The sequence below is a fragment of the Kordiimonas laminariae genome, from assembly GCF_023008165.1.
Lineage (GTDB): Bacteria > Pseudomonadota > Alphaproteobacteria > Sphingomonadales > Kordiimonadaceae > Kordiimonas > Kordiimonas laminariae.
This window is the reverse complement of sequence record NZ_JAKQZA010000009.1, coordinates 38981-54366: the sequence shown is the minus strand read 5'-3', so window position 1 is coordinate 54366 and position 15386 is coordinate 38981. Positions and strand designations below refer to the sequence as shown.

The following is a 15386-nucleotide window of genomic DNA, read 5'->3' as shown; positions in this document are numbered from 1 at the left end:
CAAAATGTTACAGTAAGGTCTTAAGGAGCCAAAGTTTTGCGGTAACCTTGTGCTAACCATTCGGGTCTGCGCTCATCTCTGATACGCTCCAGTACATCAATCCAGGAATCACATTTTTGCTGATAGCCTTCAAATGTCAGGCCCGCCACGGCCTCCTCTATTTGAGATAAATCACTCACAAGGGGGCCAAACTCACCATAATCCGCTAACATGTGCCTATAGTTAGAGCTTTTAACCGTCATAACAGGCTTTAAAAAGGAAACGGCATCAAGCATGCTGCCGCTCGATATATAATTATACCCCTCTTCAAACGGCAACACAATTACATCCACCTGTTTGAGCATTCGGTAAAATTGATCCGCTTCAAGAAAATCATCAGCAGGCTCTTGTTTAAACATACTAAAATCATCATCAGCGTATGCTTTTCCTTTAGAGCCAATAACCCAAAACTCTCTATTTTCGTCTGTTAAACGCAAGGCTAAATCGCGAAAGGCTTCAAAGCCCTTCAATTTACTACAAACACCTATGTAGGCAAATCGTATAGGCCGCTCGGCTTTCAGCACCTCATTTTCACTTACTGGGTAATTTATCAATGGGTGCGGCAAAGTTATGATCTGCCCCTTTAGTGAAGGGACCAGAGATATGACAGCATCTTCTATACCTTTTTCAAGGGCGACCCATTTTTGGTTCTCGGGCAGACCTCGCATAAATTCTGCACGAAAATCAAACCATCTATGTAAAGGATTTCTGGATCTCCAAGCAAATGTGCCACCTAATTGACCATGTAAGATATAATGCAGTGGAGCCTTAGTAAGCGACGAACCAAACCGCTTAAAAGTTCTCAACAAGGCAGCTTCAACTCCGCCAATAGAAAGTAATCTTAAGTTTTTACCTTTGATAAAGCGCCTAACATCTTTCACATACCTATATGCTGAAAAAGCACTTGTAACAGGGTACTGATTCACGCGGGCTCTGTGATCAAATCCATCACATACTCGCAAAGTGATTGCATCTTCATCAGCAAGATATTCCTGAATATTTTCAACATGCCCACGCTGTGCACAAAAAATAATTTCATCATCAGGAAAAGCGTTTCTTAAGGTCTTCAGATATCCTGAATTAAATGGCAGATGCATGTTGTCTGTACTAAGAAAATCAAAAAAGAAAATAGACTTCATTTAGCTTCTACCAGCAGTTTATCCTTGTCCATCATAGGGTCATGATCTGCCATTTAAAATAGCTATTTGATACGCCTAATAAAAAGAAGCCCTCACCAAATTGGTGAGGGCTTCCGCTCGGTTCAACTAAACCTTGGGGGTTAGGTTAGTTGGATATTAAAGATCAGCTGCTGGAACGTTAGCAATTGATTTCCACTGACCGTTTGCTTCTGTGATGTTACCTGGAACATCTTCTTCCCAGATGCGCTGAACGTCTTTGTTCAGGTTTAGGTAAAGTGTACCGTCAACAACTTTCCATACGTTTGGATCGCCGATGAATTTTTTACCTTTAGAAACACCAAATGCACAGTAGCCACCGTAAGCTGGTAGGTATTTCGCTGGGTTAGCTTTGAATTTCTTTAGGTTTTCTTTTGTAGCAAACTGGTAAACAACACCGTCTACTTCAACAGTGTTAGTGCCAGCACCGCGTACAGGCTTACCAGACTGGTAAGATACAAGGTCATAACCTTGAACGCCTACTAGTGAAGTAGAAGTGTCAGCGTTAGCTGCAGAAGTAGCAGCACCTACGAATACGAACAAAGCAGCAATGCTTTTTACAAAATTACTTAGAAGTTTCATTTGGATGTCTCCTGATTTTCCCAAAGCGGTAGACCACCTTGTCTACCCTTGCCAACAAGATGGAGACAACCTTGTCTCTTTTCAAATCAACTCGCGATAACGTCGCTGTGAGGAGACCGTCATCAATCAGGATTGCTGTGCTTGTTCGATTAGCTGCGTTGCTGTTTGCTTGGCCAAAATGGCTGATTTACTATCGCCTGCCACCTGCGCAATCACCGTTGCGCCCTCAAACAACATAAAGAGTTGGTCCCCTAATTTTTCAGGGTCAGGCAAGCCCGCAAGGAAACAAAGCTCCCTTAAATAATAGCGCATTTCCTTTTTATAGTTTTGGCAAGCGGCGCGAATCTCAGATTCAATCGCGGAATATTCACCCACAGCATTTGTAAAAAAGCAGCCAAAGAAATTTTTATCTTCGTACCAATCTTCAAGAACGTCGAAAAATGCGAAGATACGTTCAAGTGGAAAAGCCGCCCTTTCTTCCACCATTGTCTTGAACTTCTGTCGGGCTAAATGGTCATACCGCTGTAGAACTTCAACAATCAATTCATCTTTCGAAGAAAAATGGTGATAGAGCGTTTTCTTAGCAATCCCGGATTCTTCAAGAATACGGTTTATTCCAGTTGCGTGGAATCCATACTCTGAAAATAAGACTGTCGCTGTTTCTATTAATTTCTCTTTTGGTGATTGTTCCAACTTCAACTCACTTAACATTCCTTGCCGAACGCATATCCTACACGCGCTCTATCACCATAGCAATTCCTTGGCCTACACCAATACACATCGTTGCGAGGCCATAGTGAGCGTCTTTCGCCTGAAGTTCATGTGTAAGCGTAAGAGCAAGCCGGGAACCCGACATACCAAGCGGATGCCCAAGTGCTATTGCACCTCCGTTCGGATTCACATAATCGGCATCATCAGCGATACCTAAACCACGCATACATGCGAGCGACTGCGCGGCAAACGCCTCATTCAGTTCAATAATATCTATATCACTAAGTTTCATGCCAAGACGGCTTAACAGCTTCTCAGTCGCTGGTACGGGGCCATACCCCATGGTTCTGGGCGGCACACCTGCTACTGCTGTACCCACAATACGTGCTTTTGGTGTAAGGCCATGCTTCATAGCAGTCTCTTCATCAGCAATAATAAGAGCAGCTGCCCCGTCGTTAGTGCCAGAAGCATTTCCCGCAGTCACTGTACCGTTTTCTTTAAAAGGTGTCCCCAGCTTTGCCAAACCCTCAAGAGATGTTGAAGGCCGAGGATGCTCATCTATAGAAACTACCTGAGGCTCGCCTTTGCGCTGAGGAATAGAAACTGAAGCAATCTCCCGTTCAAACCTTCCGGCTTTCTGCGCTCTAGCTGCTTTCATTTGCGAACGGTAGGCAAAAGCATCCTGATCTAGCCGACTGATATCCATCTCTGCCGCCAAGTTTTCAGCGGTCTCTGGCATACTATCGGTACCGTATTCCTTATCCAGTTTCCTGTTCACAAAGCGCCAGCCAATTGTGGTATCGTACATTTCAGCGTTGCGGGAGAAACCACTCGATGCTTTCGCCATGACAAACGGTGCCCTCGACATACTTTCAACGCCGCCAGCAATGGTAAGCCTTGCTTCACCGGTTGATATGGCCCTGCCCGCTTGCGCAACAGCTTCAAGCCCAGAACCGCAAAGCCTGTTCACAGTCACAGCAGGCACCGCCTCAGGTATTCCTGCAAGGAGAGCAGCCATACGGCCTACATTCCTGTTATCTTCTCCAGCTTGGTTGGCACAACCATAAAACATATCGTCCACTGCAGCCCAGTCCACACCTACATTCCGTTCCTGAAGAGCTTTAAGAGGATGGGCTGCCAGGTCATCCGTACGCACATGTGCGAGGCCACCGCCATAGCGCCCGATTGGTGTGCGGATACCGTCACAGATGAATGCATGTTTCATAGCCAACTCCCTTCCCCTTAGGTTTAGAAGATAACTTATTGCAAATATGTATATTATCCAGCCTTGCCTCATCCAATTTAAGAAATACTTCCTTCATAAGGGAGAGAAAGCCATGGCATTAGATCAAGAAACAAGAACGCAACTTCTCGAAACACTTGATCGGTTTGTAAAAGAACGATTGATCCCCGCTGAACGCGCTATGGCAGAAACTGGTGAGATGAACCAGGGTATTCTCTCAGAAATGCGAGAGCTCGGCTTATACGGTATTTCCATTCCGGAAGAATATGGTGGCTTGGGCCTTTGTCTGGCAGATGAAGTTGAGATCGCCATGTGCATCGGCCAAGCTGCCCCTGCCTTCCGCTCCGCTTTTGGCACCAATGTAGGTATTGGCTCTCAAGCTATCCTCATAGACGGTACAGATGAACAAAGGCGAAAATACTTACCTCGTTTGGCAAGCGGTGAATTGGTAGGGTCCTTCTGCTTGACTGAAGCCTCATCAGGTTCAGATGCGGGATCACTGAAAACAACGGCTACAAAGGATGGTAACCACTATATATTAAACGGTACCAAGCGTTATATAACCAACGCCCCGACCGCCGGCCTCTTTACTGTTATGGCACGCACAGATAAAACCACTACAGACGGCAGAGGGGTTTCCGCCTTCCTTGTAGAGGCCGATACACCCGGTGTTTCTGTAGGCAAGCCTGAAAAGAAAATGGGCCAGCAAGGTGCGCCAGTCGCAGACGTGATCTTTGAAAACTGCCGAATACCTGCGGAAAACCTCATTGGTGGTAAAGAAAATGTTGGCTTTAAAACAGCTATGAAAGTTTTGGATAAAGGCCGTATCCATATTTCCGCCGTATGCACAGGTCTTGCTGAACGGATTCTTCGGGATGCAGTTACTTACGCTAAAGAGCGCGAACAGTTTGGCGAACCTATAGCTAACTTCCAACTTATTCAGGCGATGATCGCTGATAGCGAGACAGAAATTTATGCTGCCAAATGCATGATCCGTGATGTAGCAAAAGCCAAAGACAGAGGTGAAAACACCAAGCGCAGAGCTTCCTGCACAAAACTTTTTGCTTCAGAGGCCGTGGGCCGCATTGCTGACAGGGCTGTTCAAATACTGGGCGGTGCAGGCTATATTTCAGAATATGGTATTGAGCAACTCTATAGAGATGCTCGCCTGTTCCGGATTTACGAAGGCACCAGCCAAATTCAGCAGCTCATCATCGCAAAAGATGTAATTTCCTCCTATTAACATATACTTACATGCCTTAAGTTCTCGGCTTATTCCAAACTATTTTAGCCACAACAGCATTAAAATTAATAACGATTCTAATAATCATTATTAAATACCTTGCCAATCGCAACGCATTCCCGTAAATCAATTGCGAATCATTATCACTATTATTATCAAAGCAACGGAGATTGCACATGACTGTGTTGGGGAAATATTCATGGCTGGCGGCAGGATGTTCGCTTATTGCCCTCACAGGTACAGCTGCAGCGACAGAAGCTGAAGCAGACCTTCCTGAAGAAATTACGGTAACGGCAACACGTTCAGCAACAAGCGCTTTCGAGCACCCTGGTTCTGTATCCGTTATCACCAAAGATGAAATCGACGATCTAGTTGCCTCATCAATCTCTGACCTGTTCGAGAACACTCCGGGTATCTTCTTTGATGGTGGCCCTCGCCGTAATGCGCAAACACCTTCCATTCGCGGCATCTCTGGCGAAGGTGTAATCATCCTATTTGATGGTGTTCGCCAAAGCTTCATTTCAGGCCATGACGGTCGCTTCTTTATTGAACCCGATCTTCTGAAAACCGCGGAAGTTGTTCGCGGTGGAGGCTCTGCTCTATATGGCTCTGGTGGTCTTGGCGGTGTTATTGCATTCCAGACCATAGACGCGGCCGATTTACTGGATGAAGATTCTACCCTTGGTTACCGCCTAAAAGGTGGCTTTCAGGGTGTGAACAATGAATGGACAAAAGGCGTTTCACTATTTGGTCGTTCTGAAGACGGAAAGTTTGATGCTGTAGGTAGCCTCACTTACCGTGATTCAACTGATATTGATCTGGGTAGCGGCGCCAGCCTGCAATCTGATGACGAGCTTGCATCAGGCCTTATCAAAGCATCTTACCGCTTCACAGATGATCTGAAGCTTGATTTCTCATGGCTTTCTTTCAATGGTGACAGCCTGGAGCCAAACAACGGCCAAGGTGCCAATGTTGGTGACCTTGTCGACAAAAATACAACAAGCAATACTTACCGCGCTGGTCTCGTTTTCAATCCATCAGACAATGATCTGATCGACGCCAAAATTACTGTTTTCAAAAACGATGTTTCTGTGAATGAGGACGAAGTGGATAGTGACCGAGTTGTAACACGTGATGTAGAAACATTTGGTCTTGTTGCTGAAAACCGTTCTGTATGGAACCGCGGCCAAAACATTGAATTCGCCCTAACATACGGCCTTGAATATTATATTGACGACCAAACTGGCACAGACAATATGTCAACGGATGGCACTCGCGGTGGTGTTCCTGATGCAGACGCCAAAACATTCGGCAGTTTCATCCAGGCAGAAGTCACAGTACAAACAGAACTCGGCCGTTTGAATTTCATACCTGCTATTCGCTATGACAACTTCAAAAATTCCGCGGATGATAGTTCTTTTGAAACAGACGATAGTGCATGGTCACCAAAAGTAGCTCTGGCATACCATCCAACCGAATGGATGATGATCTTCTCAAGCTATTCCGAAAGCTTCCGAGCGCCTTCGTTCAATGAAATTTTTGCTGATGGCATCCATTTCCAAATTCCGCTTGGGCCATTTGTAACAGCCCCTAATTTCTTTATCGAAAATCAGGATCTGCAACCAGAAAGGTCCAAAACATGGGAATTCGGCGCGGGCTTATCCTTCAATGATGCCTTCCTTGAAGGCGATAGCTTTGCTGTTAAGGGTACATACTTCACTTCGGATGTCACAAATCTGATTGATCTGTCAGTGGATGTAACATTCTCACCGCAGTGTTTTGTTCCAACAATACCAGGCCCGTGTACTTCGGGCACCAGCCAAAACGTAAATACTGTTGCGGCAGACCTGAGCGGCGTTGAGATTGAACTTACCTATGATACCGCACGTTATTTTTTAACTGCTGGCTACAGCTCAATCGACGGCACTAACTCTATCACCGGTGATTTTGTAGGCACACTTACCCCTACTCGCTTCGATATCAACACAGGCTTCAAACTTCCTGAAATTGACAGCCGCTTCGGCATGCGTGCTCAGCTTGCTGGAGAACATTCAGAAGTGAATGATGAAGACCAAATCCGGGATTCATACGAAACGGTTGATCTCTACTATGTATGGCAACCCAAAGAAGGCGCTCTCAAAGGGCTTCGCGTTGATTTGGGTGTAAACAACCTATTCGATACAAACTTCGAACGTGTATTCGCCGGCGTTTCAGAACCCGGTCGCAACTTTAAAGCTTTGGTGAGCTGGACAGGTTCCTTCTAATCCTCGCAAAGGATAATATCTTCCCGCCTGTTCGGGTTATCAGAACTGAGCCTGAGGCCACCTCCATCGAGGTGGCCTCTTTTTTTACTTTAGATAGATGAATATCCATACTTGGTAATTGGCATACTTCTGATGCGTTTACCGCCTGCTGCAAAAATCGCATTGGCAAGGGCTGGATACACCGGCGGAGTTCCCGGTTCACCAACACCACCGGGGAGTTCATCATTTTCCATGATTGTCACACTAATTTCCGGCGCATGGCGCATCTTCACCATTTCATAATCTGTGAAATTGGTCTGCTCTACCGCACCACCATCAAGGGTAATTTCACCAAACAGCGCTGCTGACAGGCCAAAGATAATCCCGCTTTCCATCTGCGCTTTCACGGTATCCGGGTTCACCACACTGCCGCAATCAACCACACAAGTAACTTTATCCACGGTCACTTCGCCGTCATCTGAAAGCGAGATATCAAATACTTCCCCTACATAGCTAAGGAAGCTTTCATGGACCGCGATACCGCGCCCCTTGCCTTTGGGTACAGGTTTAGCCCAATCAGCCTGTTTCTTTAGTTCCGCAAGGAGAGCCGATAACCGCTTATGTCCTTTAAGAAGGTGCTGACGATATTCGAATGGATCATGCCCCGCTTTATGAGCAAGTTCATCAACAAAGCCTTCAAGGAAAAATGCATTATGTGTGTGAGAAACACTGCGCCAGAAACCAACAGGTACATTGGTTTCAATAATACTGTTTTTCAGCCTACGGTTTGGAACCTCATACTTACTATGCTGTAAGCCTTCCATGTTGCTAGCTTCAGAAAGCCCTGCAATTTCAAACGGCAGATTTCGTTTACTGAAGCTTGGCATAATTGGCTGCAAGCCAACCTTGGTATCCAGCACGTCGGGATAACCGTCGCTGCCTAGCACGGCCTTCAACCGGGCCGCGGCGGCCGGACGGTATACATCATGCTGCATATCTTCTTCGCGCGAGTAGATAACTTTCACAGGTATGCCGGGCATGGCAGCTGCCATTTTCACGGCATAGGTTTCAGCATCTTTTTCAACGCGGCGACCAAAACCACCACCTGCATACATAATATGCGGTGTCACAGTCTTGGCATTCACGACATCCTTTGGAACACTTTCCATATTGGCTGGCATCTGGTTACCAGACCAGATTTCCACCTTATCACCATCTACACATGCTGTTGCATTTATGGGTTCCATCGTCGCGTGGGCGAGATACGGTACTTCATAATACGCTTCAATAGTTTCCTGGCCATTTGATGCGGCTTCAACATCTCCTTCGTGAACAAATTCATGCTCTTCACCCGTTTCAATGGCTTCCTTAAGCATACGGCTCACATCGTCACTATTCAGCTTAGTAACCGCGCTATCATCGAATTCCACATCCAGATAATCGAGCGCTTTTTTGGCTTTATAGTAACTGTCCGCGATCACCCCAACGGCATCACCAAGGTTCACGACCTTCTTCACGCCTTTGAGCTTTAAAGCTTCAGTATCATTAATTGATTTAACCACGCCACCAAACACAGGGCTCTGCATAACAGTGCCAAACAGCATATCGTCAGTTACAACGTCTACACCGAACTTGGCTGTGCCGTTTACCTTACTTGGGATATCCACACGCTTTTGCGGCTTGCCAACCAGCTTGAAATCTTTCTTTGGTTTCAGGCGTACATTCTCATCAGGTGTTTCCTTGGAAACTGCTTCAGCAAGCTCACCGTATGATAGTTTATCGCCAGAGAGCCGGCTTACTACTTGGCCATTTTCAGCAAAACAATCGGATTTAGCGATACCCCACTGTTTCGCGGCTGCGCTGATCAGCATCTCACGGGCAATTGCTCCTGCTTTCCTGAGCGGCGTGTATGCATCTACAATACTTGTACTACCGCCTGTACCCGCGAGTCCCATAAGACCAAACATCTTCTTGCCCAGCCAATCCCCAGCACCAGAAAACTGCTCAGGATGCTTCCTCAACATCATAGCAAAATTGGCATAAACAGGCAGATTTTCCTGAGGGTGCACCACGGAAACATTATCAGCGGAAAGATCAACTTCCAATTCTTCTGCAAGAAGCATGGGGAGGGATGTGAAAACACCCTGCCCCATCTCAAGCCTCGGGACAGCAAACTGTATGGTGCCATCTTTCTTGATCGTTACCCAAGCATTCAGAGCAAAGGAGCCATCATCAGCGATAACGGCATCATAACCTGATGTATCAATAGTAGAGAGGAAACCCACACCAAGAGCCAGCGTACCACCAACAGCAGCACCACCAACCATAAAAGCTCTTCTGGTAAACTTACCCATTGCTCATCTCCGCTGCTCGTTTGATCGCTTTTTTAATACGCGGATACGTTCCGCAGCGGCAGATATTGGTCATTGCTTCATCAATATCTTCATCAGAGGGATTGGGGTTTTCACTGAGTAGTGCGGTTGCAGCCATAATCATACCAGATTGACAGTATCCACACTGAGGCACTTGTTCAGCAATCCATGCGGCTTGAACGGAACTTGGTGCACCGTCTTTTTCCAGGCTTTCAATAGTCTGAATATCAGCGCCTTCGATATCTTCAATCGCTGTGACACAGCTTCGTGTCGCCACGCCATCTATATGCACCGTACAGGCGCCGCATGCGCCTACACCGCATCCAAACTTAGTACCGGTTAATTTAAGATGATCTCTAATCGCCCAAAGAAGCGGCATTTCGCCTTCTTCGTTTACGGTAACAGCCTTACCGTTCAAATTGAATGTCGCCATGTTTTCCTCTGCTGGCCAAGGGTAACTGAACCTAATATGGCACTCACCTTTTGATTATTCAACATAAATTACCCAAGGTAACTTGTATCAGGTAGGTAAACCCTCAAAAAGCATGGAAGCAGCACCAGAAAAGATTTTAATCCCATGCATTAAATATATTGGACAAGTCAGGGAACCCACCTACATTAGGGTCAAACACTATTACCACTTGGAGATAATCATGGAATTACAACTTACTACGGAACAAACAGCGTTCCGGGATGAAGTAAGATCCTTCCTGAAGGAAAAACTACCTGATGATATCCGTGACGCCTCTAAAGGCGCGGGTCACCTGACAGCTGAAATGTTCACACGCTGGCACGGCATTCTGGCTGAAAAAGGCTGGTCGGTTCCGCTTTGGCCTGAAAAGCACGGCGGCACGGGTTGGTCCCCTGTTGAATATGCCATCTTTGATGAAGAATGCCATTCATTTGGTGCGCCAAAAGTTCTTCCATTCAGCGTATCTATGCTTGGCCCTGTTCTTATCGCTTTTGGTAATGATCACCTGAAAGAAAAGTTCCTACCCGGTATTATTGATGGGTCTGACTGGTGGTGTCAGGGCTTCTCTGAGCCAGGCTCTGGTTCTGACCTTGCGAGCCTTAAAACATCTGCAGTTCGTGAAGGTGACCATTACATCGTAAACGGCCAGAAAACTTGGACAACTCTTGGTCAGCATGCTGACTGGATTTTCTGCCTGGTACGCACCGATACCAATGCACCAAAGCCTCAGATGGGTATCAGCTTCATTCTGATGCCAATGGATCTTCCGGGCATTGAGGTACGCCCGATCATCACACTTGATGGTAGTCACGAAGTGAACGAGGTTTTCTTCGATAATGTAAAAGTACCGGCTGAATATCTGGTTGGTGAAGAAAACAAAGGTTGGACATACGCCAAGTTCCTTCTCCAGAACGAGCGTATTGGTATTGCGGGCATTGGCGGTTCTAAGGAACAGCTATATGGCCTCAAACGCCTCGCGGCCGCTGAAAAGAAAAACGGCAAACCGCTGATTGAAGACCAAAACTTCAAAACCAAACTGGCTGAAGTTGAGATTGAGCTGCGGGCGCTTGATATCACCAACAAACGCATGCTTGTTGAAACCGAACGCGGGATGGACCCGGGACCTGTTTCCTCCATGTTGAAAATTCGCGGCAGTGAAGTAGCACAGCGCCTTTATGAGCTTAAGATGGAAGCGTCTGGCCTATACGCTCTGCCATTCCAGCCAGAACTGGAAACAGAAGGTTGGAACGATGAGATGATCGGTTCACTTGAAAACGCTATCTCGGCACCACGCTATCTGAACACTCGCAAGATCAGCATCTTTGGTGGTTCCAATGAAATTCAGCGCGGTATCATCTCCAAGATGGTTCTAGGCTTTTAGACTAACCAGCACTGTTAAAGGGTAAGATTATGAATTTTGATTTTTCTGAAGAACAGAAAATGCTGGTGCAGTCGCTTGAGCGTTCACTGGCGAAAAGCTACACGTTCGAAGACTACCGCTCACAAATCGCGGACAAGGTTTCCCATGTTCCTGAGAACTGGAACCAGCTTGCAGAGCTTGGTGTTATGGCGATGCCACTCCCAGAAGCAGCTGGTGGGTTTGACGGCAACAATGTTGATGTAATGGCAGTTTGTACAGAACTTGGCCGCCGGTTAGTTACAGAGCCATATGTTAGCAGCGCCGTTGTTTCCGCTTACATTGTTGAAGCGACAAGCACAGTGTCTGAAGAGCTTCTGCCACAAATTGCTACGGGAGAAGTTCAAATTGCTGCGGGCTTCTACGAGCCGGGCGAGCGCCACGATGCTCTGGCATCAAACACCAAAGCTACAGAAGCAGGTGGTATATGGAAGCTTTCCGGCCGCAAATGCGTGGTGATGGGCGCAGATTCTGCTGATAAACTTATTGTTTCAGCGGACGCTGGTGGCCCTAGCCTCTTCCTTGTTGATCCGAAAGCTAATGGCGTTTCACTTCGTTCTTATCAACTTCTGGATGGTCGCGGTGCGGCTGATATCATCCTTGAAGGTGCTGAAGGCACACTTCTTGGAGAAGCTGGCGGTGCAGCTGATATTATTGAAGCAGCAGTTGACCGAGGTGCAGCAGCGCTTACAGCGGATACGCTTGGTGCAATGCAGGAATCGAGCACACTAACACAGGAGTACCTTCGTACGCGTACACAGTTTGGCCGTCCAATCGGTAGCTTCCAGGTTCTTGCACACCGTATGGTGGACCTTCTTGTTGAGCTTGAACAAGTTAAATCTATTGCTATGGAAGCAGCTGTGGAAGCACGCAACGAAGATGCTGAAACACGTAAGAAATCAGTATCCGCCGCTAAAGCAAAAGTGGGTGCAGCGTCACGTACATTCGGCCAGGAGTGCATTCAAATGCATGGCGGCATCGGCATGACGGACGAATACGCTCTTGGCGCTTATGTAAAACGCATGATCGTGAATGAAACAGTATATGGTGATACAGATTATCACCTGAACCGTTTCGCTGATCTCTAAGTTTTAGAGCTTCATAACAGAGAAAAGCCCGCTTCACTGAGCGGGCTTTTTATTAGGCTTCCAGCATCATCACTGCAAACTTATCTTCTTTATCTGTCCAACAGCTTTCAAGGCCCCAGCCTGCTCGTTCAACAAGTTTCGAAAATTCATCAACCGTATATTTATAACTGTTCTCGGTGTGGATAGTTTCACCTTCATCAAAGATAAATCTACAGTTCCCAATCTGCACTGTCTGGCTTTTAAGGCTAACCAAATGCATTTCAACGCTGCCTTCTGCTTCATTATAAACAGCATGGTGTCTGAAAGCACCCACATCAAAATCAGCCTTCAGCTCGCGGTTAGCTCGGTGTAGTAAATTGAGATTGAATTCAGCAGTCACACCTTGAGCATCATCATAGGCAGCTTCCAGAACCGCCCTGCTCTTTTTCAGGTCTACACCAATCAAAAAACAATCAGCTTCTGTATTTTCCTTGAGCTTCCCCAAAAACTCTTCAGCGTCACTGGGGGTAAGATTACCGATGGTGGACCCCGGGAAAAACAGCATGCGCCTAGATACTTTAGTGGGCACATCAAAGCCTGCCATGAAATCAGCAATGCTCGGCTTCACCTTCAAATTCGGATACCTTGCCTGCAGACCTTCCGCCACTTCCAGCACAAACTCTTCAGAGATATCTACGGGTACGTAAAGACTAGGTACGTTCAAGGCATCAAGCAGCATCCTTGTCTTCCGCCCAGCGCCACTGCCAAGCTCGATCACTTCTGCACTTTCGCCAAGAAACGCCGCTATTTTCGGCAAAATTTCCTCAAAGATACCTATCTCGGTACGGGTTGGATAGTATTCCGGCAAATCGCAAATAGCATCAAAAAGCTCTGAGCCTCTTTCATCATACAGGAACTTGCACTCAAGCGTTTTCTGTGGCTTTCCAAGCCCTGTCAGAACGGACTGCATAAACTCCTCACCACCACTAACAGCGGTTTGAGTTTCAACGAATTTCAAATCATCCATTTATACGTCCTCCGCCAGTCGCAGGCCGGTAAACTGCCACCGCTTTTCAGGGTGCCAAAAATTTCGGTAGGTAGGTCGCATATGCCCCTCTGATGTTGCACAGCTACCGCCCCTGAGCACTTGTTGGCCACTCATAAACTTACCATTATATTCACCAACAACGCCGCTTTCGGCTTTAAATTTGGGATATGGGCTGAAACTGGTGCCGGTCCATTCCCAGACATCACCATACAGCCCCGCAATACTGCCTGTATGCTTCACGGGTGCTGACCGTAATCTTCCTGAGGATGCAAAGTTTCCTTTGATATCAGCTTCATGTGCGGCCAACTCTAACTCGTGCTCAAAAGGTAATCTCTTGTCAGCCCAAGTGGCAAATGCATCTGCTTCATAATAAGAGATATGACAAACGGGAGCATCGAGATCCACATGCTGCATCCCGCGCAGTGTCATCACCCACCATTCACTATCGCGTTTTTCCCAGTAGAGCGGCGCTGTCCAATCCTCGGCCTGACATTTTGCCCACCCATCAGAAAGCCAAAGAAGCGGGTTATGGTACCCACCATCCTGAACAAACTCTAACCACTGGCGGTTAGTAACAGGCCCATTTGCTAATTTGAACGGATTTACAAGTGCTTTGTGAACAGGCCGTTCACAGTCAAACGCAAATCCTTCGTCGGAAGCACCAAATTTAAGAACGCCACCATCGAAGCCTGTCCAACCTGAAGCAAGTTCCATATCTTTGTCATATGCAAGTGGTTCTGGTTCTTTGTAAGCAGGTTTAAGCGGGTTTTGGGCAAACAGATGAAGGATATCAGTTAAGAGCAACTCTTGATGTTGCTGTTCATGGTTTAAACCAAGTTCAACAAGGCCAGCGATTTCAACACTTTGATCTGTTTCAAGAAACCGTTTCATATGTTCATCAACATAAGATCGGTATACCATCACCTTCTCAAGGCTCGGTCGTGTAAGCATACCTCTTAGCGGCCTTGGCTGCCTGGCACCCAGAGCCTCATAATAGCTATTAAACAAATAATGAAAGGTATCCTCGAAAGGCTGATATCCTTTTGAATATTCCCTTAAGATAACTGTTTCAAAAAACCACGTAACATGCCCCATATGCCATTTAGCAGGGCTTGCATCTTCCATTGACTGTACAGTGGCATCCGCATCAGAAAGTGGCGCAATATAACTTTCAGAAACTATTCGAATATCATGATAGTGTTGTAAAAGTGGTCTGGTATCTCTGGAAATCTGGTTCAACTGCGATGGTAATTGCACGCCAGCTCCCTCCCCTATCTAAATTATTCAGTTACTCTGAACTCGACACGGTCAGTATAAAAAGCGGCACATGCTGAAAGCTGCTTTACTTCCAAATAAGGATCATCATACCCCCATAAAACCGGAGTATCCTCCTCATCATCTTTTATAGCCCAGTAACGCGCCTGTCCTTTGAAGGGACAATATGTCGACAATGATATCTCCTTAAGAGCATCAAAGTTTATTGCAGAGCGAGGCACATAGTATTGGGGGCTATAGCCAGTTTCTGTCAGCAGGATAGCATTCTGAGCCCGTGAAAGCAAAACTCCGGCCGCTGATACTTTGATATCAATAGTTACATTTTCGCAATTAACCTGATGATCCGGGTTCTTCGCATACCCGGGACCATTCACTGTTTCATTGTTGTGTTTTACAGGCATAGAGCCTCCTTTCGAGTGCTCTTTAAACCTAGATAGTTTGCGCCGAATTGCGCGTTCTATTTTTGCAGTACGCCAATGCATAAATGAAACAAAAAAGG

13 protein-coding genes are annotated in these 15386 nt (G+C 46.5%); 4 read left to right on the top strand and 9 right to left on the bottom strand.

The features are described from left to right. Positions 1–20 precede the first annotated feature (20 nt). The 4 genes from MF542_RS15760 to pcaF form a co-directional block, all read right to left on the bottom strand. Positions 21–1178, bottom strand: a complete 1158-nt coding sequence (locus MF542_RS15760) for a glycosyltransferase family protein (RefSeq protein WP_247021208.1) — start codon at positions 1176–1178, stop codon at positions 21–23. Positions 1179–1334: 156 nt separating this feature from the next. Beyond that, positions 1335–1796: a YHS domain-containing (seleno)protein gene (locus MF542_RS15755; protein ID WP_247021206.1), complete on the bottom strand. Its 462-nt coding sequence runs from the start codon at positions 1794–1796 to the stop codon at positions 1335–1337. 126 nt (positions 1797–1922) lie between these two features. After that, entirely contained in the window at positions 1923–2489 is a 567-nt protein-coding gene (locus tag MF542_RS15750) for a TetR/AcrR family transcriptional regulator (RefSeq protein WP_247021204.1), read from the bottom strand. Between the two features lie 37 nt (positions 2490–2526). Then, a complete protein-coding gene (gene pcaF / locus MF542_RS15745; RefSeq protein WP_247021202.1) occupies positions 2527–3732 on the bottom strand; it encodes a 3-oxoadipyl-CoA thiolase in 1206 nt (401 codons plus the stop codon). A 112-nt stretch (positions 3733–3844) separates the two neighbouring features. On the opposite strand from pcaF, the gene MF542_RS15740 reads away from it, so the two are divergent. Next, positions 3845–4993, top strand: coding sequence for an acyl-CoA dehydrogenase family protein (locus tag MF542_RS15740; protein ID WP_247021200.1), 1149 nt, complete (start codon positions 3845–3847; stop codon positions 4991–4993). Positions 4994–5169: 176 nt separating this feature from the next. Further along, positions 5170–7257: a TonB-dependent hemoglobin/transferrin/lactoferrin family receptor gene (locus tag MF542_RS15735; protein ID WP_247021198.1), complete on the top strand. Its 2088-nt coding sequence runs from the start codon at positions 5170–5172 to the stop codon at positions 7255–7257. An 89-nt stretch (positions 7258–7346) separates the two neighbouring features. On the opposite strand, the gene MF542_RS15730 is transcribed toward MF542_RS15735, so the two are convergent. Both MF542_RS15730 and MF542_RS15725 read right to left on the bottom strand, forming a co-directional pair. Further along, complete coding sequence (locus MF542_RS15730; RefSeq protein ID WP_247021196.1) at positions 7347–9590, bottom strand: xanthine dehydrogenase family protein molybdopterin-binding subunit; 2244 nt, start codon at positions 9588–9590, stop codon at positions 7347–7349. Then, a complete protein-coding gene (locus MF542_RS15725; protein WP_247021194.1) occupies positions 9583–10041 on the bottom strand; it encodes a (2Fe-2S)-binding protein in 459 nt (152 codons plus the stop codon). The genes MF542_RS15730 and MF542_RS15725 overlap by 8 nt, the downstream gene beginning before the upstream one ends. Before the next feature lie 220 nt (positions 10042–10261). Here MF542_RS15725 and MF542_RS15720 point away from each other — a divergent pair, with 220 nt between their 5' ends. Next, a complete protein-coding gene (locus MF542_RS15720) occupies positions 10262–11461 on the top strand; it encodes an acyl-CoA dehydrogenase family protein (RefSeq protein WP_247021192.1) in 1200 nt (399 codons plus the stop codon). A gap of 29 nt (positions 11462–11490) precedes the next feature. Then, on the top strand, positions 11491–12585 hold the full coding sequence (locus tag MF542_RS15715) for an acyl-CoA dehydrogenase family protein (protein ID WP_247021190.1): 1095 nt from the start codon (positions 11491–11493) through the stop codon (positions 12583–12585). Positions 12586–12637: 52 nt separating this feature from the next. Here MF542_RS15715 and egtD read toward each other — a convergent pair whose 3' ends face one another. From egtD to MF542_RS15700, 3 genes are read right to left on the bottom strand one after another with little or no spacing between them, the layout of a single operon-like run. Continuing rightward, entirely contained in the window at positions 12638–13591 is a 954-nt protein-coding gene (gene egtD / locus MF542_RS15710) for an L-histidine N(alpha)-methyltransferase (protein ID WP_247021188.1), read from the bottom strand. After that, a complete protein-coding gene (gene egtB / locus MF542_RS15705; RefSeq protein WP_247021186.1) occupies positions 13592–14869 on the bottom strand; it encodes an ergothioneine biosynthesis protein EgtB in 1278 nt (425 codons plus the stop codon). Between the two features lie 23 nt (positions 14870–14892). Further along, positions 14893–15288, bottom strand: coding sequence for a DUF427 domain-containing protein (locus MF542_RS15700; protein ID WP_247021184.1), 396 nt, complete (start codon positions 15286–15288; stop codon positions 14893–14895). Positions 15289–15386: the final 98 nt, after the last annotated feature.

Bases quoted from the DNA above. Each gene is read 5' to 3' on its own strand.
- MF542_RS15760 (WP_247021208.1), bottom strand. From the start codon at position 1,178: ATGAAGTCTATTTTCTTTTTTGATTTTCTTAGTACAGACAACATGCAT.
- MF542_RS15755 (WP_247021206.1), bottom strand. From the start codon at position 1,796: ATGAAACTTCTAAGTAATTTTGTAAAAAGCATTGCTGCTTTGTTCGTA.
- pcaF (WP_247021202.1), bottom strand. From the start codon at position 3,732: ATGAAACATGCATTCATCTGTGACGGTATCCGCACACCAATCGGGCGC.
- MF542_RS15740 (WP_247021200.1), top strand. From the start codon at position 3,845: ATGGCATTAGATCAAGAAACAAGAACGCAACTTCTCGAAACACTTGAT.
- MF542_RS15735 (WP_247021198.1), top strand. From the start codon at position 5,170: ATGACTGTGTTGGGGAAATATTCATGGCTGGCGGCAGGATGTTCGCTT.
- MF542_RS15730 (WP_247021196.1), bottom strand. From the start codon at position 9,590: ATGGGTAAGTTTACCAGAAGAGCTTTTATGGTTGGTGGTGCTGCTGTT.
- MF542_RS15725 (WP_247021194.1), bottom strand. From the start codon at position 10,041: ATGGCGACATTCAATTTGAACGGTAAGGCTGTTACCGTAAACGAAGAA.
- MF542_RS15720 (WP_247021192.1), top strand. From the start codon at position 10,262: ATGGAATTACAACTTACTACGGAACAAACAGCGTTCCGGGATGAAGTA.
- MF542_RS15715 (WP_247021190.1), top strand. From the start codon at position 11,491: ATGAATTTTGATTTTTCTGAAGAACAGAAAATGCTGGTGCAGTCGCTT.
- egtD (WP_247021188.1), bottom strand. From the start codon at position 13,591: ATGGATGATTTGAAATTCGTTGAAACTCAAACCGCTGTTAGTGGTGGT.
- MF542_RS15700 (WP_247021184.1), bottom strand. From the start codon at position 15,288: ATGCCTGTAAAACACAACAATGAAACAGTGAATGGTCCCGGGTATGCG.